The sequence below is a fragment of the Lentzea rhizosphaerae genome, from assembly GCF_042649515.1.
Taxonomy (GTDB): Bacteria; Actinomycetota; Actinomycetes; order Mycobacteriales; family Pseudonocardiaceae; genus Lentzea; species Lentzea aerocolonigenes.
Window position 1 is genome coordinate 854,395 of sequence record NZ_JBHRZI010000011.1, and the last position, 18,671, is coordinate 873,065.

Below are 18,671 nucleotides of genomic sequence, written 5' to 3' on the forward strand. Positions count from 1 at the left end.
CGGAGGCGCGATGACCCCAGGTAGTCCTGAAGCAGCGGACAACGAGCCGCAGACCCCAGCCGAGAAGTTCGATGACGAGCACTATCCCGCCTACACGATGGGCCGGGCCGCGGAACTGCTCAACACCTCGGCGAACTTCCTGCGCAGCCTGGACGAGGCGAAACTCATCGAGCCGCAACGTTCGGCCGGAGGGCACCGCCGCTACAGCCGCTTCCAACTGCGTCTGGCCGCCCGCGTCCGCGCCTTGGTCGACCAGGGCACCGGCCTCGACGCCGCCTGCCGCATCGTCACGCTGGAAGACCAGCTCCAGGAAGCTCGGGCGCTCAACGCCAGGATGACGCCTCCGCCGGCGCCCGAGGAGCCGAGCCCGCCGTTGCAAGGCGTGTGACCCCACATACCGGACCGTACAACGACGGCGTCCAGCAGAAAGCTCGTTCCAGGCCTCCATGCGGCGCTCGTGGCGACGTGAGACCGCCCGTGGAGCGTGACAAGAACAGATCTGCGCTGGTCAGGACCTGTTCAGGTCTCCAACCAGCGCAGATCAGGTGACTACGTGGGCGAGGTCCAACCGCGCAGTTCCGTGCGGCGCTTGATAGTCGATGGCAGGCCACGCTCGTCGGTGAACGTACCTACTTCGGGTCGTCAGAGTGCCACGGGTAGACGAAGCGTTCCGGACGCAGGCCCCACTCTCCGAGGGCTGCAGTCAGTTCCAGTTCGCTGGTGGCAGTCCTGGCTTTGACCAGGACTGCTCCCATGTCGTAGTCGAAGCCGTCGAGGCGATCAGCCTCGTAGTCCCAGTGCTGCAGGGTGAAGGTGCGAGCATCATCGGATCGTTTCCGGCCTTGGCTGCCGGCTTTGGCATCCGCCGGAGTGGCCACGGGCGTGATGTCGACGAATGCTCGACGGCCTGATCTGGAAGCCGGTACCTCGGTGACCAGTCGCTGTCCGAGCCGCAACGCGGTCAACTTGTCGGTGGGCCACTCCCCTCCGCCACTGGCCGGCCGGGACTGCAAACTCACGACGTCACCGCCACTTCGTGCTTCTCTGCCCGTTGTGGACGGGTGCAACGACCAGGTTCAGCACAACACCGGGCACGGCGAACCCGCAACGACGTTTCCAGTCTCTCCACGACGAAGGCCCCCGGCGTTGTTGACGGGGGGCCTTCGAAGCGGTCTGCGTGGGCGAGGTCAGCCGCGCAGTTCCATCGTGCAGCACTTCGGGCCGCCGCCCGACTTGCGCAGTTCCGAGATGTCCACGAGCACGGGCTCGAACCCGCGCCGCGCCACCTGCTCGGCCAGATGAACGGCCTCTACGGGCATCACCACGTGCTTGCCGTCGGAGACCGCGTTCAGGCCCAGGCAGACCGCGTCGTCGTCGTTGGCGATCACGGCGTCCGGGAAGAGGCGGCGCAGGACCTGTTGCGAGCCTGGCGAGAACGCCTCCGGGTAGTAGGCCACCAAAGGCGACGAAGACTGGTCGTCGAGCATGAACAGGGCCACGTCGAGGTGGTAGAAGCGCGGGTCGACCAACTGCAGGGAGACGACCGGGACGCCCAAGACCTCCTGGGCCTCCGAGTGGGCGTGCGGGTCGGTGCGGAAGCCTGTGCCGGCGAGCAGCAGGGAGCCGGTCCAGGTGAAGTCGCCCTCGGCCTCGTTCACGGCGGTGGGCATGACCACGGACTTGTAGCCGGCGCCGAGGAACCAGCGGCGGAAGTGGTCGGCTTCGGCCGCGCGCTGCTCTGCGCGGAAGCGGGAGCCCAGGACTCGGCCGTCGATGACCGTGCCGCTGTTGGCCGAGAAGACCATGTCGGGGAGGCCGGCGACCGGATCGATCACGTGGACCTCGTGGCCCAGGCGCTCGTAGGTCTCCTTCAGGGCCGTCCACTGCTCCACTGCCAGCGAGGTGCTGGTGGGCTGGGTCGGATCCATCCACGGGTTGATGGCGTACTCCACCGTGAAGTACGTCGGCGGGCACATGAGGTACCGACGGGTCGTCGGCATGCGCGTCGGCGCGAGGGGTGCGGCGATGTCGAGCGTGATCGGCTCGCCGGGCCCGGAGATGGATACCGTCATGGATCGAAATGTAAAGCCCAGCTAGACCATCGATCAACGCCGCGACATTGCGTCAACTAGGGCAGAATGTTGCGTGTGGACAGCATCGACCAGCGAATCATTTCGTGCCTCATGGCCAACGCTCGATCTAGCTACGCGGAGATCGGCAAAGAGGTGGGGCTGAGCGCGCCCGCGGTGAAGCGACGGGTGGACAAACTCCTGGACACCGGGGTTCTGCGCGGCTTCACGGCCGTGGTGGATCCGGAGGCGCTCGGGTGGGGTACTGAGGCCTTCGTCGAGGTGCACTGCAAGGGGAACGTGGCGCCGCACGACATCCAGCACCGGCTGGAGCCGATGGCCGAGGTCAGCGCCGCCTACACGGTGTCGGGGGCGGCGGACGCGATCGTGCACCTCAGGGCCGCGGACATCCACCACCTGGAGACGGCGCTCGAACGTCTCAGGGCCGTCGAGATCATCGACCGGACCGTGTCGACGGTGGTCCTGTCCCGGCTCCTGGACCGGCCGCTGGCACCCTAGGGCCATGGCTGAGGTTCTGCTGGAGCTCAACGACTCCGTCGCCGTGATCACGATCAACGATCCGGACCGGCGCAACGCACTCACGATCGACCTGTCGCAGGAGCTCGCGGACAAGGTTGCCCGAGCCGAGGAATCGGCCAACGCCTTGATCGTCACCGGCGCGCCGCCCGCGTTCTGCGCCGGTGCCGACCTCACGCAGCTCGGCGAGTCCAAGGACGAGGGGCTGCGGAAGATCTACAAGGGCTTCCTCGCCGTGGCCAACGCGACGATCCCCACGATCGCCGCGGTCAACGGGGCCGCGGTGGGTGCCGGCCTCAACCTCGCACTGGCGGCCGACGTGCGCGTCGCCGGGCCGAAAGCGCGGTTCGACGCGCGGTTCCTGCAGCTCGGCATTCACCCTGGTGGCGGCATGACCTGGATGCTGCAGAGGATCACCGGGCCGCAGACCGCGACGGCCATGACGTTGTTCGGGCAGATCCTGGACGCCGACGAGGCGGTGCGCACCAACCTCGCACTCACGAAGGCCGAAGACCCACTCGCAGTAGCAAAAGAGCTGGCCAGGGCCGCTGCTGAGGCTCCAGCTGAACTCGTACGGACCATCAAGGCGACCATGCGGGCGACCGATGCAATGCACGACCACGCGGAGGCGGTCGAGACCGAGCTGAGGCCACAGGTCGCTTCGATCGACACTCCAGAGTTCGCTGCCAGGCTTGCCGCGATGAAGGCTCGGATCAGCGGGCGGTAGGTGTTACCTTGAGTAACAGGTTTCGGGGGTGACGTCTGCCGCATTCGGGTATCCACTGGTAGTGCGGTGCCTACCGTCTAGTTAAGGACCCGGTGCGGCGAATGGGACGGTTTGTCTCGCCTGGTGGTACACGGCCGGTCTGGCGGGCGGTCCTGGCGACTACCCTCGATGTGGGGCACAGCCACCCTTGGAGAGAGGTATCGGCGTAGGAATGAGCACTGAGACCCGCAAGCTGGATCGCGTCGTGATCCGCTTCGCCGGCGACTCCGGTGACGGCATGCAGCTCACCGGAGACCGGTTCACGTCGGAAGCGGCGGCGTTCGGCAACGACCTCGCCACCCAGCCCAACTTCCCGGCCGAGATCCGCGCTCCACAGGGCACCCTGCCCGGCGTTTCGTCGTTCCAGCTGCACTTCGCCGACTACGACATCCTGACGCCCGGCGACCGTCCCGACGTCCTCGTCGCGATGAACCCGGCCGCGCTCAAGGCGAACGTCGTCGACCTGCCGGACGGCGGCATCCTCATCGTCAACACCGACGAGTTCACGAAGCGGAACCTGACCAAGGTCGGGTACGACTCGAACCCGCTCGAGGACGAGTCCTTGGAGCGCTTCCAGGTCCACAAGGTCGCCATGGCCACGCTGACCATCGGCGCGCTGGAGGAGACCGGGCTCGGCAAGAAGGACGCCGAGCGCGCGAAGAACATGTTCGCGCTGGGCCTGCTGTCGTGGATGTACCACCGGCCGACCGAAGGCACCGAACGGTTCCTGCGCGAGAAGTTCGCGAAGAAGCCGGACATCGCCGAGGCCAACGTCCTGGCGTTCCGCGCCGGCTGGAACTACGGCGAGACGACCGAGGCCTTCGCCGTCACCTACGAGGTGGCGCCCGCGAAGCTCAACGTCGGCACGTACCGCCAGATCACCGGCAACACGGCCACGGCGTACGGCATCGTCGCGGCGGCGCAGCGCTCGAAGCTGCCCGTCGTGCTCGGCACGTACCCGATCACGCCGGCGTCGGACATCCTGCACGAGTTGAGCAAGCACAAGAACTTCGACATCACCACGGTGCAGGCCGAGGACGAGATCGCGGGCATCGGCATCGCCCTCGGCGCGTCCTACGGCGGTGCGCTCGGCGTCACGTCGACGTCGGGCCCCGGCATCGCGCTGAAGTCCGAGACCATCGGCCTCGCGGTGATGACCGAGCTGCCGCTGCTGGTGATCGACGTGCAGCGCGGTGGCCCGTCCACCGGTCTGCCGACGAAGACCGAGCAGGCCGACCTGCTGCAGGCGATGTTCGGCCGCAACGGCGAGTCGCCGGTGCCGATCGTCGCGCCGCAGTCCCCGTCGGACTGCTTCGCCGCCGTGCTCGACGCCGCCAGGATCGCGCTCCAGTACCGCACGCCGGTGCTGTTCCTCTCCGACGGCGCGGTCGCGAACGGCTCCGAGCCGTGGCTGATCCCGGACGTCGACGCGCTGCCCGACCTCACCGTCGAGTTCGCGACCGACCCCGAGACGTTCCAGCCGTACTCGCGCGACCCGGAGACGCTGGCCCGCCCGTGGGCCGTGCCCGGCACGCCTGGTCTCCAGCACCGCATCGGCGGTCTGGAGAAGCAGGACGTCACCGGCAACATCTCGTACGACCCCGAGAACCACGACCGGATGGTCCGCCTGCGCCAGGCGAAGATCGACGGCATCGAGGTCCCGCACGTCGAGGTCGACGACCCGAGCGGCGAGGCGAAGGTCCTGGTCGTGGGCTGGGGTTCGTCGTACGGCCCGATCGGTGCCGCGGCACGCCGGGTCCGCAAGCTGGGCCTGCCGGTCGCGCACGCGCACCTGCGCCACCTCAACCCGTTCCCGAAGAACCTGGGCGAGGTGCTGCGCAAGTACGACAAGGTGATCGTGCCGGAAATGAACCTGGGCCAGCTGGCGTTGCTGTTGAGGGCGAAGTACCTCGTGGACGCCGTCTCGTACACCAAGGTGCAGGGCCTGCCCTTCAAGGCGGAGGAGCTGCAGGACGTGCTCGCTGACGTGATCAAGGGGGTGTCGGCGTGACCGCTATCGACCTCGGGATCCCGGGACTGACCGGAGTTCCCACCACCGACGAGAAGCAGACGGCCAGGGACTACAAGTCGGACCAGGAGGTCCGCTGGTGCCCCGGTTGTGGCGACTACATCGTGCTCAACACGATGCAGTCGTTCCTGCCGTCGCTCGGCCTCAAGCGCGAGAACATCGTGTTCGTGTCGGGCATCGGGTGCTCGTCCCGCTTCCCGTACTACATGAACACGTACGGCATGCACTCCATCCACGGCCGTGCGCCGGCCATCGCCACGGGTCTCGCCGTGTCGCGGCCGGACCTGAGCGTGTGGGTGGTGACCGGTGACGGTGACGCGCTGTCGATCGGCGGCAACCACCTGATCCACACGCTGCGCCGCAACGTGAACCTCAAGATCCTGCTGTTCAACAACCGGATCTACGGCCTCACCAAGGGTCAGTACTCGCCGACCTCCGAGGAAGGCAAGATCACCAAGTCGACCCCGGCCGGATCGCTGGACCACCCGTTCAACCCGGTGTCGCTGGCGCTGGGCGCGGAGGCCTCGTTCGTGGGCCGGGCGCTCGACTCGGACAAGGCGGGTCTGACCTCGGTGCTGCGCCAGGCGGCCGAGCACCGCGGTTCGGCGCTCGTCGAGATCTACCAGAACTGCCCGATCTTCAACGACGGCGCGTTCGACGTGCTGAAGGACGCGGACGAGGCACAGCGGCGGATCATCAACGTCGTCGACGGCGAGCCCATCCGGTTCGGTCGCGAGGGCGAGTACTGCGTGATCCGCGAGGGCTTCGGACTCGCGGTCGCGAAGTCCGCGGACGTGGACGCGAGCGACATCGTCATCCACGACGCGTCGGACCTGAACCTGTCGTTCGCGCTCTCGCGGCTGTCGACGCAGGACCTCTCGCACACCGTCACGGGTGTGTTCCGCAGGGCGAACAGGCCGACGTACGACGACAGCGCGCGGGCCCAGGTCGACGAGGCCAAGGCCGCGAAGGAAGCGGACCTGAGCAAGCTGTTGCACGGCAAGGACACCTGGACCGTGGTCGGCTGACCCGGACCGACGAGAAAGGCCCCCACCGAACGCGGTGGGGGCCTTTTTCACATGCGTTCAGGGAGCCGGGCGGAACCCGGCCTTCTCCGCGTCGGCCTCGGTGCGGAACCACACGTCCGCCCTCGTGTCCACGAAGTTCGCGGATCCCTCGGTGTAGTAACGACGACCGGTCAGCGTCGCCTTCACCGCGAAGTCCGCGGCCGGCGCGTGGCCGTCCGACTTCGGCAGCACCGAACCCGGACCGAACGGGGAGCGCGGGTTGAAGCCCTCCGGCTGCTGGTAGCGCGCCGACGGACCCGCCGCGCCGTTCGGGCGGCCACCCGTGGACGGCGAGAAGCCGACCGGGCGTGGGCGGGCCGGGAGTGCGGCGGGTGCGGGCGGGGCCTCCGGCTTCGGGGACTCGAAGGCCTGGAACGCCGGGAAGCTCTGCTGGCGCTGTGCCGTGGTGCGACGGGCCTCGCGGATCGGCAGGCCCGCCTCGGTCACGCGCTGGGGCAGGTCGGTCTCGACGACGACGGGCTCGGGTTCCGGCTCCGGCGGGGCGGCGAGCAGCGGCTCGTCGCTCGGCACGAACTTCGGCACGAACGGCTGGTCGTTGCTCGTGTCCGGGAGCGAGCGGGTCTGCCCGGTCGGCGGCAGCGGCTCGTCGGCGTCCAGCAGCGGTTCGAACAGCGAGCGCGGACGGTCGGCCACCGGCGCCGGGGCCGGGGGCGCTTCCGCGGCGTGCGAGAAGGCGGCGCCGACGCCACGCGGCGTGCGTTCCGGAGCCTCGTCGACCTCGGTCCGCGGCTCGAACGCCGAGAACGGCGCGGGAGCCGGGGCACCGGGAGCCGTGAACGGCTGGGAGTAGGGCCGGACAGGCTCTTCGTGAGCCGGCTCGGGCTCGCGGTAGGCGTGCGCCGGAGCCGACTCTGGCTCGGGTTCGGGCTCGGTGAACGCCTGCTCGTCGGTGTACGCCTGCTCGTCCGCGAGAGTCGTCTCGAAGACGCCGTTGCGCACGTGCGGCGCGTCCAGGTCGATCGGCTCGATCAACCCGGTCTGCTCGGCGGCCGTCTCCGGCTCCGGCTCCGGCTCGGTGAACCCGTCCAGCTGGCCGGAGATCTCGTCGCGCAGGCCGGGATACTCGCCGGTGAGGTCGGTGTCGGGCCAGCTGCTCTCCTCGACGGCGATGAACGTCGTCTGCTCGGAGCGGGTGCCGGCGGGCTCGTCCTCCTGCTCGTCGGCCTCGTCGAGGAAGACTTCCTGCTCCTGCTCGGCCCACACCTCGCGCGGCTGGTAGATGAAGTCGTCGGGGTGCTCGACCTCGGCCGGCGCCGTCGGCTCGCGGGTCGGCGGAGCGACCTCGGCGACGGGCTCGACGGTGGGCACGTACGACGTCTGCTCGACCGGGAGCTCCGGCTCGTCGTCGAAGTCGGCGGCCTCGAGACCGGACCGCGGCAGCACCGTCGTCATCTCGGCCGGGGTCTCCTCCGGCACGTCCTCGGGCGCGAGGCGCTCGAACAGCGAACGCGGACGGTCGTCCTCGGCGTCGGCCATGGCCTTCTGCTCGGCCAGCTGCTCCTCGAACCGGCGCTGCGCCTCCTCCGGCTCCAGGTACTGGCGGACCGGAGCGGACGGCTCCTCCTCCACGACCTCTTCGACGGGAGCCTCCACGGGCTCCTCGACGACCGGAACGGGCAGCGGGGCCGGGATGGGCGCCGGAGCCGGCACGGGCTCACCGAAGTAGGCCGGCGGCTCCACGTACGGCGCGGGTGCAGGCGCGGGCGTCGGCGCCGCAGGCGGGAGGGCCAGCACCTCGTCGGTCAGCGACCGCGGCGGCGCGTCGTCCCACTCGTCGACCTCGAAGTCGTCGGTGCGGACGGCCGTCGCGATCGGCGGGGCCGACCGGCGAGCGTCCTGAAGTTGATCTTCGAGGTCGGCGATCTGCTTGCGCGCGGGTCGGACCATCACCACCCAGGTGAGCAGCACTCCCGCGACGAACGCCAGCAAGCTCCACAGCCAGACCTGCCCGAAGACATTCACGGGTAAGCCCCTTCTACGACCACACTCGGCCCCCACTCACTCGGAAGGGTGAGCATGGCCAAACTACAGTGCCTTCGATGATGCTCCGTCACTACGCCGTTCAGCGCAAACAACCAGAGGAAACGCCAGCGTAGAGTGGGATTCTGTGCCGCCGCTGACGACTTCCTCCATCACTTCGCCAGAAGTTCACACCCAGGGGCGAGGAGTCACCTACGGCGCACTGGCCTACGTCCTTTGGGGACTGTTCCCCGCGTACTGGCCACTCCTCGTACCCGCCCAGCCGGTCGAGGTGCTCGCACACCGGATCGTCTGGTCGTTCGTCACGCTCGCCATCGTCGTCGCGGTGCTCAGGCGGTGGCGTCCTTTCCTTGAGTTATCAGGAAAAGGCTGGCTCATCGTTACCGCCGCGGCCATCTTGATCACGGCGAACTGGGGCACCTACATCTACGCGGTCAACAGCCAGCACGTCGTGGAGTCCGCGCTCGGCTACTTCATCACGCCGTTGCTCAGCGTCGCGCTCGGAATGATCTTCCTGAAGGAGCGGCTGCGGCTGCCCCAGGTCGTCGCGATCGCCGTGGTCGTCATCGCTGTGATCGTGCTCACCGTCGACTACGGCAGGCTGCCGGTGATCTCGCTGATCCTGGCCTGCTCGTTCGGGGTCTACGGGCTGCTCAAGAAGAAGGTGCCGCTCGACGCCATCTCCAGCCTCACCGCGGAGAGCGCCGTGATCGCCCCGATCGCGTTCGTCTACCTGCTCACGCTCGGCAGCGCGAACACCTTCACCACCGAAGGCACCGGCCACACGCTGATGCTCCTCAGCACCGGCATCGTCACGGCGGTCCCGCTGGTGCTGTTCGGCGCGGGCGCGCAACGGATCCCGCTGACCACCATGGGCATGCTGCAGTACCTCGCGCCGATCCTGCAGTTCGTCTGGGGCGTGTTCGTCGTGCACGAGCCCATGCCCGCGAGCCGGTGGATCGGGTTCGCCCTGGTGTGGCTGGCGCTCGCGATCTTCACGTTCGACGCGGTGAGGAACCGGCGCAAGCAGTCCCTCACCTGGCCTGAATGATTGGCGCGAAAAGCACGTTCGGGCCATCTATCGGCCCGAACGTGCTTTTCNNNNCCCCGCCAAAACAGTTAGCGGGAGCGGGCTACGCAGTAGGTGGCTAGCTCTTCGAGGGCGTCGCGGGCGGGGCACGGCGGCAGCTTGCCCAGCTCCGTGCGGGCCCGGTCCGCGTACTCGTCGAGGGTCTCGCGCGCCTTGTCCATGCCGGACGACCGACGCAGCAGCTCGAGAGCCTCGTCCACCAGCGCGTCGTCGTGGATCGGGCCCGCCAGCAGCTCGACGAGCCGCGTCTCGGACGGGTCCGCGAGCGCGTAGAGCATCGGCAGCGTCTTCACGCCCTCGCGCAGGTCGGTGCCCGGTGTCTTGCCGGACTGCGCCGACGGGGAGGCGATGTCGATGACGTCGTCGGAGATCTGGAACGCCGCCCCGATCACCTCGGCGTACCGGCGCAGCGCGTCCGTCTGCTCGTCGGTCGCGTCGGAGAACATGCCGCCGAACCTCGCCGCGGTGGCGATCAGGACGCCGGTCTTCTCCTCGATCACCCTGAGGTAGTGGGAGATCGGGTCCTCGCCGGGCTGCGGGCCGACGGTCTCGCGCATCTGACCGGTCACCAGGACCGAGAAGGTCTCCGCGATGATCCGCGCCGCGTCCGTCCCCAGATCGGCGGTCAGCCGTGACGCGTGGGCGAAGAGGAAGTCACCCGTGAGGATCGCGATGCTGTTGTCCCACTTGACGTTCGCGGACACCGCGCCGCGGCGCATGGTCGCCTCGTCCATGACGTCGTCGTGGTAGAGCGTCGCGAGGTGGGTGAGCTCGACCACAGTGGCCGCCTTGATGACCTTCTCCCGGTCCCAGTCGGCGCCGAACTGCGATGCGAGCAGTGTGAAGAGCGGGCGGATCCGCTTTCCGCCCGCCTCCACAAGGTGAAGCGAGGTTTCCGTGACCGGGTGGAACTCGCTCTGCACGACGTCGTGCAGGTTGCGCTCCACCTCGGCCAGGCCGACCTGGACTACCTCGGAGAGCACGGGGTCCACCAACGCGAACCCCGGTCCCTCATGCTCGCTACTGGTCACACCAGCAGCCTACGTACACCTAGCTGAGGAACGTGCCGGTACCCGCCCAATCGAGCACGAACGTGGGCCACAAACCGAGCACCAAGGTCACAACCGCACCCAACGTGATCGCGATCGTGGTGAACGCACCCGGCACGGTCACGGTCGGGCCGTCCGGAGCGGGCTCGCTGAAGTACATCAGCACGATCACCCGCAGGTAGAAGAACGCCGCGACGGCCGAGGCCACCAGGGCGATCACCACGAGCGGCGCCAGGCCGGCGTCGATCGCCGCGCTGAACACGACGAACTTGCCGATGAAGCCGGACGTCAGCGGAATGCCGGCCAGCGCCAGCAGCAGGAACGTGAAGACGCCCGCCACGATCGGCGACCGCTTCGCGAGACCCGCCCACTGCGACAGGTGCGTCGCCTCGCCGTCCGAGTTGCGGACCAGCGACACGATGCCGAACGCGGCGATCGTGGTGAAGCCGTACGCCAGCAGGTAGAACAGCGTCGCGCTCACGCCGGGCGCGGTGCCCTCCGGCGTCAGGGCGATCGAGCCGATCAGCAGGAAGCCCGCATGCGCCACCGAGGAGTACGCGATCATGCGCTTCACGTCGGTCTGCGTGAGACCCAGCACAGCACCGATCACCATCGACACGACCGCGACGCCGTACAGCACGCCGCGCCACTCCCACTGCGTGTTCTCGAACGCCACCGTGAGCACGCGCAGGATGCCGCCGAACGCGGCGACCTTGGTGCACGCGGCCATGAACGCCGTCACCGGCGTCGGCGCGCCCTGGTACACGTCCGGGGTCCACGCGTGGAACGGTCCGACGGCCGCCTTGAACAGCAGGCCCACCACCAGCAGGCCGAAGCCCGCGAACAGCAGCGTGTCGGAGCGGTCCGTGCCGGCCGCGGCCGTCGCGATCGCCGAGAGCTTCACCGAACCCGCGTAGCCGTAGAGCAGGGCCACGCCGTAGAGGAAGAACGCGGACGCGAACGCGCCGAGCAGGAAGTACTTCACGGCCGCTTCCTGCGAGAGCAGGCGACGGCGGCGAGCCAGGCCGCACATCAGGTACAGCGGCAGCGACAGGACTTCCAGCGCGACGAACATGGTCAGCAGGTCGTTCGACGCGACGAACGTCATCATGCCGCCGAGCGCGAACAGCGTGAGCGGGAAGACCTCGGTCTGCATGCCGGTCTTCGTCGCCTGCGCGCGGTCCTGGACCGTGCCGGGACGGATCGCGGCCTGGGCCACGAACGCACCACCCGGCTCCACCGAACGGTCGGCGATCAGCAGCACGCTGCCGAACGCCAGCACCAGCAACGTGGCCCACAGGAACAACGACGGCGAGTCGACCGCGATCGCACCCGCCAGCGTCGCCACGCCCTGGGCGGGGCGCTCCGACGTCGCGTAGAAGATCAGCGCACCGGTGGCGCCGACCAGCGTGGCGAGCGTGAGCACGAGCTGCACGGCCCACCGCTGGTGCTTGGGCAGCAAGGCTTCCAGCAGCACGCTCATGCACGCCGCGCCGAGTACGACGAGCAGCGGCGCGATGGCGCCGTAGTCGATCTGCGGCGCCTCGATCTGCTGCGCCTGAGCGACGAGAAGGTTCACGTCACTTGCCTTCCTGCACGGAGACCGGGTCGGTCACGCCGACCTCGGTCAGCGTCGCCCCGACGGACGGGGTGATCACGTCGAGCACCGGCTGCGGGTAGAACCCGAGTGCCAGCACGATGACTACGAGCGGTGCGAGGACCGCGATCTCGCGCCTGTTCAGGTCGCCGATCGCCGTCTTCTTCTCCGGGTCGCCGACCGCGCCCGGACCAGCGGCGGCACCGATGAGGGCGTCACCGCGCAGCGGACCGGTCATCACCCGCTGGTAGAGCCACAGCACGTACAGCGCCGCGAGCACCATGCCGACCGTCGCGATGATCGTGTAGACCGGCTGCGTCGGGAACGAGCCGATCAGCACCAGGAACTCCGAGACGAACGAGTTCGTGCCCGGCAGCGACAGCGTGGTCAGACCCGACAGCAGCAGCATGCCCGCGAGCAGCGGCGCTACCTTCGACATGCCGCCGTAGTCGGCGATCTTCGACGAACCACCGCGGGCGATCACCATGCCGATCACCAGGATCAGCATGCCGGTCGAGACCGAGTGGTTGAGCATGTACGACACCGAGCCCACGCCCGCCTGGGACGTGAACGCGAAGATGCCGAGCGCGATGAAGCCGAAGTGGGCGATCGAGACGTACGCGAGGAACCGCTTCATGTCCCGCTGGCCCGTGGCGAGCAACGATCCATAAAGGACACCGGCCACCGCCAGCACGAGCACGAGCGGCGCCAGGTTCTTCGACGCCGTCGGGAACATCGGCAGCAGGTAGCGCAGCATGCCGAACGTGCCGACCTTGTCCAGGATGCCGACGACGATCACCGTGACGCCGATGGGCGCCTCGGCGGCCGCGTCCGGCAGCCAGGTGTGGAACGGCACCAGCGGCGCCTTGATCGCGAACGCCAGGAAGAAGCCGAGGAACAGCCAGGTCTGCGTCGTCGCATCGGCGTCGCGGACCACGGTCACGAGCGTCGCCCAGTCGAACGTGCCCTTGCCGAGCTCGTCCGACGCCATCGCGTAGGCGCCGATCGCGGAGGCCAGCATGATCAGGCCGCCGAGGAACGAGTACAGGAAGAACTTGACCGCCGCGTACTGCCTGCGCGCGCCGCCGTAGCCGCCGATCAGGAAGTACATCGGGATCAGCATGACCTCGAACAGCACGTAGAACAGGAAGACGTCGGTGGCGGCGAACACCGCGACCGTCACGGCCTCCTGCACCAGGATCAGCGCGAGGTAGCCGCCCTGCGAACGACCGGCGGGCAGCTTCTCCGTCCAGCCGGCCCCGATGACGAGCGGGATCAGCAGCGCGATCACCGCGATCATCACCAGCGCGATGCCGTCGATGCCGAACGAGAGCCGCACGCCGAACGCCGGGATCCAGTCCACGCCGAACGCGAGCTGGATGCGGTCGCCAGAAGGCTTGTAGGCGAACCACAGCAGAACGGCGAGCACCAGTTCGACGACCGAGAACGCCAGTGCGACGAGCTTGGCCTTCGCGTCGTCCTTGCGCAGGAACGACACCACCAGCGCGCCGACGAGCGGCACGACCAGCAGCGCGATCAGAACCCAGGTCACGAGAACCTCACCACCAGGAGCGCCCCGAGCACGAAGATCGAGCCCAGCAGCATGGACAGTGCGTAGGAGCGGACGAACCCGGTCTGCAGCCTGCGCAACCGGCCGGAGCTACCACCGAGCAGCGCCGCGGTGCCGTTGACCAGACCGTCGACGCCCTTCAGGTCGAGGAACACCAGCGCGCGGGTGAGCCAGGTGCCCGGCCGCGCGAAGAGGGCCTCGTTCAGTGCGTTGCCGTAGAGGTCCGCACGCGCCGCGCGCACCGGGAACGACACCCGCGCCGGCCGCTCGACCGGCTGCTTGCCGCGGCCGAAGAGCAGGAACGCGAGACCGGCGCCGACGACCGCCAGCACGACGGTCAGGATTCCGACCATGCCGTGCGAGATGACGCCGTGCTCTTCCTTCAGCTCGCCCAGCGAGGGCTCCAGCCAGCCGGCCAGACGCCCGCCGGACGAGAGGAACCAACCGCCACCGACCGAACCGACCGCCAGGACGATCATCGGAACGGTCATCGACAGCGGGGACTCGTGCGGGTGGTAGTCGCGGCCGTCCTCGGACTTCAGGTCCTTCCAGCGGGGCTGGCCCAGGAAGACGAGGATCAGCAGGCGCGTCATGTAGAACGCGGTCAGCGCGGCACCGAGCAGGGCGACACCGCCGAAGACCCACGGGCGCCAGCCTTCGCCGGTGAACGCCGCCGCGATGATGGCGTCCTTCGAGAAGTAGCCCGCGAACGGCGGGATGCCGATCAGCGCGAGGTAGCCGAGCGTCCAGGTGACGAAGGTGATCGGCAGGAACTTGTACAGCCCGCCCATCCTGCGGATGTTGCCCTCGTCGTTCATGCCGTGCATGACCGAACCGGCACCGAGGAAGAGCCCGGCCTTGAAGAAACCGTGCGTCAGCAGGTGCATGATGCCCAGCGCGTACCCGATCGGGCCGAGGCCCACGGCGAGGATCATGTAACCGATCTGCGAGACCGTCGAGTACGCCAGGACCTTCTTGAAGTCGTCGTAGGCGCAACCGATGATGCAACCGATCAGCAGCGTGACGCCACCGATGATCATGACGACCAGGCGGCCGTCCTCGCTCAGGTTGTAGAGCGGGTTCGAGCGGGCGATCAGGTACACGCCCGCGGTGACCATGGTTGCCGCGTGGATCAGGGCGGACACCGGGGTCGGGCCGGCCATGGCGTCGGGCAACCAGGCCTGGAGCGGGAACTGACCGGACTTGCCGCAGGCGCCGAGGAGCAGCAGCAGCGTGATCGCGAGGACCTCGGCCGAGGAGAACTCGCTGACGCGGCTGAAGACCTCGGTGTACTGCGTCGTCCCGAGCTTGTTGAACATCAGGAAGATCGCGATGGCGAGGCCCAGGTCGCCGACGCGGTTCATCAGGAAGGCCTTCTTGGCCGCCGACGCCGCTTCCGGCTTGTACTGGTACCAGCCGATCAGCAGGTACGAGGCGAGACCGACGCCCTCCCAGCCGAAGTACAGGGTCACGAAACCGTTGCCCAGCACCAGCAGGAGCATCGCCGCGACGAAGAGGTTGAGGTAGGCGAAGAACTTCCGCCTGCCTTCCTCGTGCGCCATGTAGCCGATCGAGTAGATGTGGATCAGCGAGCCCACACCGGTGATCAGCAGCACGAACGTGAGCGACAGCGGGTCGATCCGCAGTCCGAACTCGACGGTCAGCGCGTTGACGTCGATCCAGTTGAACAGGTGCACGTTCTGCACCCGCTCCTCCGGCGACAGGCCGAGCGTCGAGAAGAACAGGGCGAGTCCGTAGCCGAACGCGCCGAGAATCGTGGCGCAGCCGAGCAGGTGGCCCCACTTGTCGGTGCGCTTGCCACCGACCAGCAGCACCGCCGCGCCGAACGCGGGCAGCGCCAACAACAGCCAGGCGAGAGAAGCGATCCCGCTGGCGGCAACAGGTTCCGTCACCGGTGACCCCTCAGTACTTCAGCAGGTTCGAGTCGTCGACCGAGGCCGAGCGACGCGTGCGGAAGATGGACATGATGATCGCGAGGCCGACGACGACCTCCGCCGCGGCGACGACCATCACGAAGAACGCCATCACCTGACCGTCGAGCGAGCCGTTGATCCGCGCGAACGTCACGAGGCTCAGGTTGACCGCGTTGAGCATGAGCTCGACGCACATGAAGACCACGATCGCGTTGCGGCGCACCAGGACGCCGACGGCGCCGATGCTGAACAGCAGAGCCGACAGCAGCAGGTAGTAGGTGGGAGTCACGACTCACTTCCCTTGAGCGCGTGCGCGTCGGCCTCGTGCCCGGTGCCGGCCGCCCCGGCGATGTCGTCCGACAGGGTGGACTTGTCGGTCGCCTCGATGACCTCGAACAGCGACTCCTCCGACACGCTGCCGTCGGGCAGCAGTGCGGGGGTGGCCACCGAGTTCGCGGTGGCGAAGACACCCGGACCGGGGATGGACCCGACCCGCTTGCCCTCCTGGAAGCGCTCCTCGACGAGTTCCTTCTGCGTCTTGCGGGCGGGCTTCCCGTCGCGGCCGACGAAGGCCAGGATCATCGCGCCGAGCGCGGCGGTGATCAGCAGCGCCGACGTGAGCTCGAACGCGAACAGGTAGTCCGTGAAGAGCTTCGTGCCGATGTTGCCGACGTTGCCGCCGTTCGTGGTGTTCGCCTCGGCGAGGCCCCTGGACTGGACCGAGGTGAGCGCGCGGCCGACGGAACCGATCATCAGCGCGGCGAACCCGATGCCGAGCAACGCGGCCGCGAGCCGTTGTCCGCGAATGACTTCGACCACGGAGTCCGAACTGTCGCGGCCGACCATCATGAGCACGAACAGGAACAGCATCATGATCGCGCCGGTGTAGACGATGATCTGCACGAAGCCGAGGAACGGCGCCTGCTGGATCATGTACAGCACACCGAGGCTCAGCATCGTCACCACGAGCCACAGCGCGGAGTGCACCGCGTTGCGCGCGAAGAGCATGCCGAGCGCGCCGGCCAGCGCGAGCGGGCCGAGCACCCAGAACGCGATGGCCTCACCAGTGGTGACGGTGTCGACCACGCGCTGCACGGGCTCCGGCTGCTGGGCCAGGAACTGCACGAGAAGGCTCACTGTCCGGCCTCCTTCGCCAGCTGCGGGCCGTTCACGTAGTAGTCGGTCTCGTTGTTGCCCAGCCGCATCGGGTGCGGCGGCTGCTCCATGCCGGGCAGCAGCGGCGCCAGCAGGTCTTCCTTGGTGAAGATCAGGTCCTGGCGGTTGTCGTCGGCGAGCTCGTACTCGTTCGTCATCGTGAGCGAACGGGTCGGGCACGCCTCGATGCACAGGCCGCAGCCGATGCACCGCAGGTAGTTGATCTGGTAGTCCATGCCGTAGCGCTCACCGGGCGAGTAACGCGCTTCCTCGGTGTTGTCGCCACCCTCGACGAAGATCGCGTCCGCCGGGCAGGCCCACGCGCACAGCTCGCAGCCGACGCACTTCTCCAGCCCGTCCGGGTGCCGGTTCAGCTGGTGACGGCCGTGGAACCGCGGCGCGGTCACCTTCTTGACCTCGGGGTACTCCTCCGTCACCACCTTCTTGAACATGGTGCCGAAGGTGACGCCGAAGCCTTTGAGGGACTCGAACATCCCTACTCAGCCTCCTTACCGGTGGTGACGGCTGCCGTGTCCTTGGGGATGTTGGCGACCTTGACCTTGCGCTTGGGCGCTGACTTGGGGACCGCGAGGTCGAGCGGAGGCACCGGGAAGCCGGAGCCGGCGAGCGGCACGCCCTTGGTGTCCTGGACCTTCTTGTCCGGCAGCAGGAACGAGACCAGCAGCACCAGGCCGACGACCACACCGAGCGCGATGAGCCGCTGTGCCGTGGAGAGCTGCTGGATCGCGCCGGTGCGGATGACCGCGACGGCCATGATCCAGACGAGGCTGGTCGGGACCAGCACCTTCCAGCCCAGCTTCATGAACTGGTCGTAGCGCAGGCGGGGAAGCGTGCCGCGCAGCCAGATGAAGAGGAAGAGGAACGCCAGCGTCTTGATGATGAACCAGAGCAGGCCCCACCAGCCGGTGTTCAGGAAGTCGCCGCTCCACGGCGCGTGGTAGCCGCCGAGGAAGAGCGTGGTCGCGAGCGCGGAGACGGTGACCATGTTGACGTACTCGGCGAGGAAGAACAGCGCGAACTTCAGCGAGCTGTACTCCGTGTGGAAACCACCGACCAGCTCCGACTCGGCCTCGGGGAGGTCGAACGGGGCGCGGTTGGTCTCGCCGACCATCGACACGACGTAGATCGCGAAGCTGGGGAACAGCAGCAGGCCGAACCAGGCGGGCGCGAACCCGAGCACGGTGGACGCCTGGGCTCCCACGATGTCACCGGTCGACATCGAGCCGGTGAACATGATCACCGCGACGATCGACAGGCCCATCGCGATCTCGTAGGAGATCACCTGTGCGGCGCTGCGCAGGGCGCCGAGCAGCGGGTACGGCGAGCCGGAGGCCCAGCCGGACAGCACGATGCCGTAGACGCCGAGCGACGAGCAGGCCAGCACCACCAGCACGCCGACCGGGAGGTCGACGAGCTGCAGCGCGGTCTGCTGGCCGAACATGTTGACCTCGCCCGCGAGCGGGATCACCGAGAACGCGAGGAACGCGGGGATGCAGGAGATCACCGGCGCGAGGAAGAACACCCACTTGTCCGCGAGGACCGGGCGGATGTCCTCCTTGAACGCGAGCTTCAGACCGTCCGCGAGCGACTGCAGCCAGCCGTTCGGGCCGACCCGGTTGGGGCCGGGACGGTGCTGCATCCTGGCGACGACCTTGCGCTCCCAGTTGATCATGAACAGGGTCATGACCACCAGGAACGCGAAGATCCCGACGACCTTGATCAGGACCAGCCAGATCGGGTCGTCCGCGAGGAGCTTGGCGGTGTCGCCGATCTCCGCTGCGAAGAC

The 18,671-nt window shown here is 68.1% G+C and carries 17 protein-coding genes; 6 read left to right on the forward strand and 11 right to left on the reverse strand.

Going from position 1 to position 18,671, the window contains the following annotated elements; all coding sequences use genetic code 11:
• Positions 1-10: 10 nt before the first annotated feature.
• On the forward strand, positions 11-388 hold the full coding sequence (locus ACFOWZ_RS11635) for a MerR family transcriptional regulator (protein WP_382372649.1): 378 nt from the start codon (positions 11-13) through the stop codon (positions 386-388).
• Positions 389-629: 241 nt separating this feature from the next.
• On the opposite strand, the gene ACFOWZ_RS11640 is transcribed toward ACFOWZ_RS11635, so the two are convergent.
• On the reverse strand, positions 630-1,019 hold the full coding sequence (locus tag ACFOWZ_RS11640) for a hypothetical protein (protein WP_382371869.1): 390 nt from the start codon (positions 1,017-1,019) through the stop codon (positions 630-632).
• A 168-nt stretch (positions 1,020-1,187) separates the two neighbouring features.
• A complete protein-coding gene (ddaH, locus tag ACFOWZ_RS11645; RefSeq protein WP_382372651.1) occupies positions 1,188-2,000 on the reverse strand; it encodes a dimethylargininase in 813 nt (270 codons plus the stop codon).
• 147 nt (positions 2,001-2,147) lie between these two features.
• Here ddaH and ACFOWZ_RS11650 point away from each other — a divergent pair, with 147 nt between their 5' ends.
• From ACFOWZ_RS11650 to ACFOWZ_RS11665, 4 genes are all read left to right on the forward strand, one after another.
• Complete coding sequence (locus tag ACFOWZ_RS11650; protein ID WP_035913697.1) at positions 2,148-2,588, forward strand: Lrp/AsnC family transcriptional regulator; 441 nt, start codon at positions 2,148-2,150, stop codon at positions 2,586-2,588.
• A 4-nt stretch (positions 2,589-2,592) separates the two neighbouring features.
• Positions 2,593-3,333, forward strand: coding sequence for an enoyl-CoA hydratase (locus ACFOWZ_RS11655; protein ID WP_382371871.1), 741 nt, complete (start codon positions 2,593-2,595; stop codon positions 3,331-3,333).
• 211 nt (positions 3,334-3,544) lie between these two features.
• Positions 3,545-5,383 (forward strand): 2-oxoacid:acceptor oxidoreductase subunit alpha, encoded by a 1,839-nt coding sequence (locus ACFOWZ_RS11660; protein ID WP_382371873.1) that lies wholly within the window; start codon positions 3,545-3,547, stop codon positions 5,381-5,383.
• The gene (locus ACFOWZ_RS11665) at positions 5,380-6,429 is read left to right on the forward strand and encodes a 2-oxoacid:ferredoxin oxidoreductase subunit beta (protein WP_382371875.1); all 1,050 of its coding nucleotides are present in this window, start codon (positions 5,380-5,382) and stop codon (positions 6,427-6,429) included. The genes ACFOWZ_RS11660 and ACFOWZ_RS11665 overlap by 4 nt, the downstream gene beginning before the upstream one ends.
• Before the next feature lie 57 nt (positions 6,430-6,486).
• Here ACFOWZ_RS11665 and ACFOWZ_RS11670 read toward each other — a convergent pair whose 3' ends face one another.
• Positions 6,487-8,451, reverse strand: a complete 1,965-nt coding sequence (locus ACFOWZ_RS11670; protein WP_382371877.1) for a LapA family protein — start codon at positions 8,449-8,451, stop codon at positions 6,487-6,489.
• A 145-nt stretch (positions 8,452-8,596) separates the two neighbouring features.
• Here ACFOWZ_RS11670 and rarD point away from each other — a divergent pair, with 145 nt between their 5' ends.
• A complete protein-coding gene (rarD, locus tag ACFOWZ_RS11675; protein ID WP_382371879.1) occupies positions 8,597-9,520 on the forward strand; it encodes an EamA family transporter RarD in 924 nt (307 codons plus the stop codon).
• A gap of 68 nt (positions 9,521-9,588) precedes the next feature.
• Here rarD and ACFOWZ_RS11680 read toward each other — a convergent pair whose 3' ends face one another.
• Genes ACFOWZ_RS11680 through nuoH form a run of 8 tightly spaced genes read right to left on the reverse strand, consistent with a single transcriptional unit; the run spans position 9,589 to position 18,656 of the window.
• Positions 9,589-10,554, reverse strand: coding sequence for a polyprenyl synthetase family protein (locus tag ACFOWZ_RS11680; RefSeq protein WP_382372653.1), 966 nt, complete (start codon positions 10,552-10,554; stop codon positions 9,589-9,591).
• Positions 10,555-10,609: 55 nt separating this feature from the next.
• The gene (gene nuoN, locus ACFOWZ_RS11685; protein WP_382371881.1) at positions 10,610-12,187 is read right to left on the reverse strand and encodes an NADH-quinone oxidoreductase subunit NuoN; all 1,578 of its coding nucleotides are present in this window, start codon (positions 12,185-12,187) and stop codon (positions 10,610-10,612) included.
• 1 nt (position 12,188) lies between these two features.
• Positions 12,189-13,757 carry an NADH-quinone oxidoreductase subunit M gene (locus ACFOWZ_RS11690; RefSeq protein WP_382371883.1) on the reverse strand — a complete coding sequence of 523 codons (1,569 nt, stop codon included), beginning with the start codon at positions 13,755-13,757 and terminating at the stop codon, positions 12,189-12,191.
• Positions 13,754-15,688 carry an NADH-quinone oxidoreductase subunit L gene (nuoL, locus tag ACFOWZ_RS11695; RefSeq protein ID WP_382371885.1) on the reverse strand — a complete coding sequence of 645 codons (1,935 nt, stop codon included), beginning with the start codon at positions 15,686-15,688 and terminating at the stop codon, positions 13,754-13,756. The genes ACFOWZ_RS11690 and nuoL overlap by 4 nt, the downstream gene beginning before the upstream one ends.
• 10 nt (positions 15,689-15,698) lie before the next feature.
• Positions 15,699-15,998, reverse strand: coding sequence for an NADH-quinone oxidoreductase subunit NuoK (nuoK, locus tag ACFOWZ_RS11700; protein WP_030473209.1), 300 nt, complete (start codon positions 15,996-15,998; stop codon positions 15,699-15,701).
• Entirely contained in the window at positions 15,995-16,846 is an 852-nt protein-coding gene (locus tag ACFOWZ_RS11705; protein WP_382371888.1) for an NADH-quinone oxidoreductase subunit J, read from the reverse strand. The genes nuoK and ACFOWZ_RS11705 overlap by 4 nt, the downstream gene beginning before the upstream one ends.
• Positions 16,843-17,358, reverse strand: a complete 516-nt coding sequence (gene nuoI, locus ACFOWZ_RS11710; RefSeq protein WP_030473211.1) for an NADH-quinone oxidoreductase subunit NuoI — start codon at positions 17,356-17,358, stop codon at positions 16,843-16,845. Before nuoI ends, ACFOWZ_RS11705 begins: the two co-directional genes overlap by 4 nt.
• A gap of 2 nt (positions 17,359-17,360) precedes the next feature.
• A complete protein-coding gene (gene nuoH / locus ACFOWZ_RS11715; protein WP_382372655.1) occupies positions 17,361-18,656 on the reverse strand; it encodes an NADH-quinone oxidoreductase subunit NuoH in 1,296 nt (431 codons plus the stop codon).
• Positions 18,657-18,671 lie beyond the last annotated feature (15 nt).

What these genes read in the sequence shown, in the direction of transcription:
- ACFOWZ_RS11635 (WP_382372649.1), top strand. Translation starts at nt 11, where the DNA reads ATGACCCCAGGTAGTCCTGAAGCAGCGGACAACGAGCCGCAGACCCCA.
- ddaH (WP_382372651.1), bottom strand. Translation starts at nt 2,000, where the DNA reads ATGCCGACGACCCGTCGGTACCTCATGTGCCCGCCGACGTACTTCACG.
- ACFOWZ_RS11655 (WP_382371871.1), top strand. Translation starts at nt 2,593, where the DNA reads ATGGCTGAGGTTCTGCTGGAGCTCAACGACTCCGTCGCCGTGATCACG.
- ACFOWZ_RS11660 (WP_382371873.1), top strand. Translation starts at nt 3,545, where the DNA reads ATGAGCACTGAGACCCGCAAGCTGGATCGCGTCGTGATCCGCTTCGCC.
- nuoI (WP_030473211.1), bottom strand. Translation starts at nt 17,358, where the DNA reads ATGTTCGAGTCCCTCAAAGGCTTCGGCGTCACCTTCGGCACCATGTTC.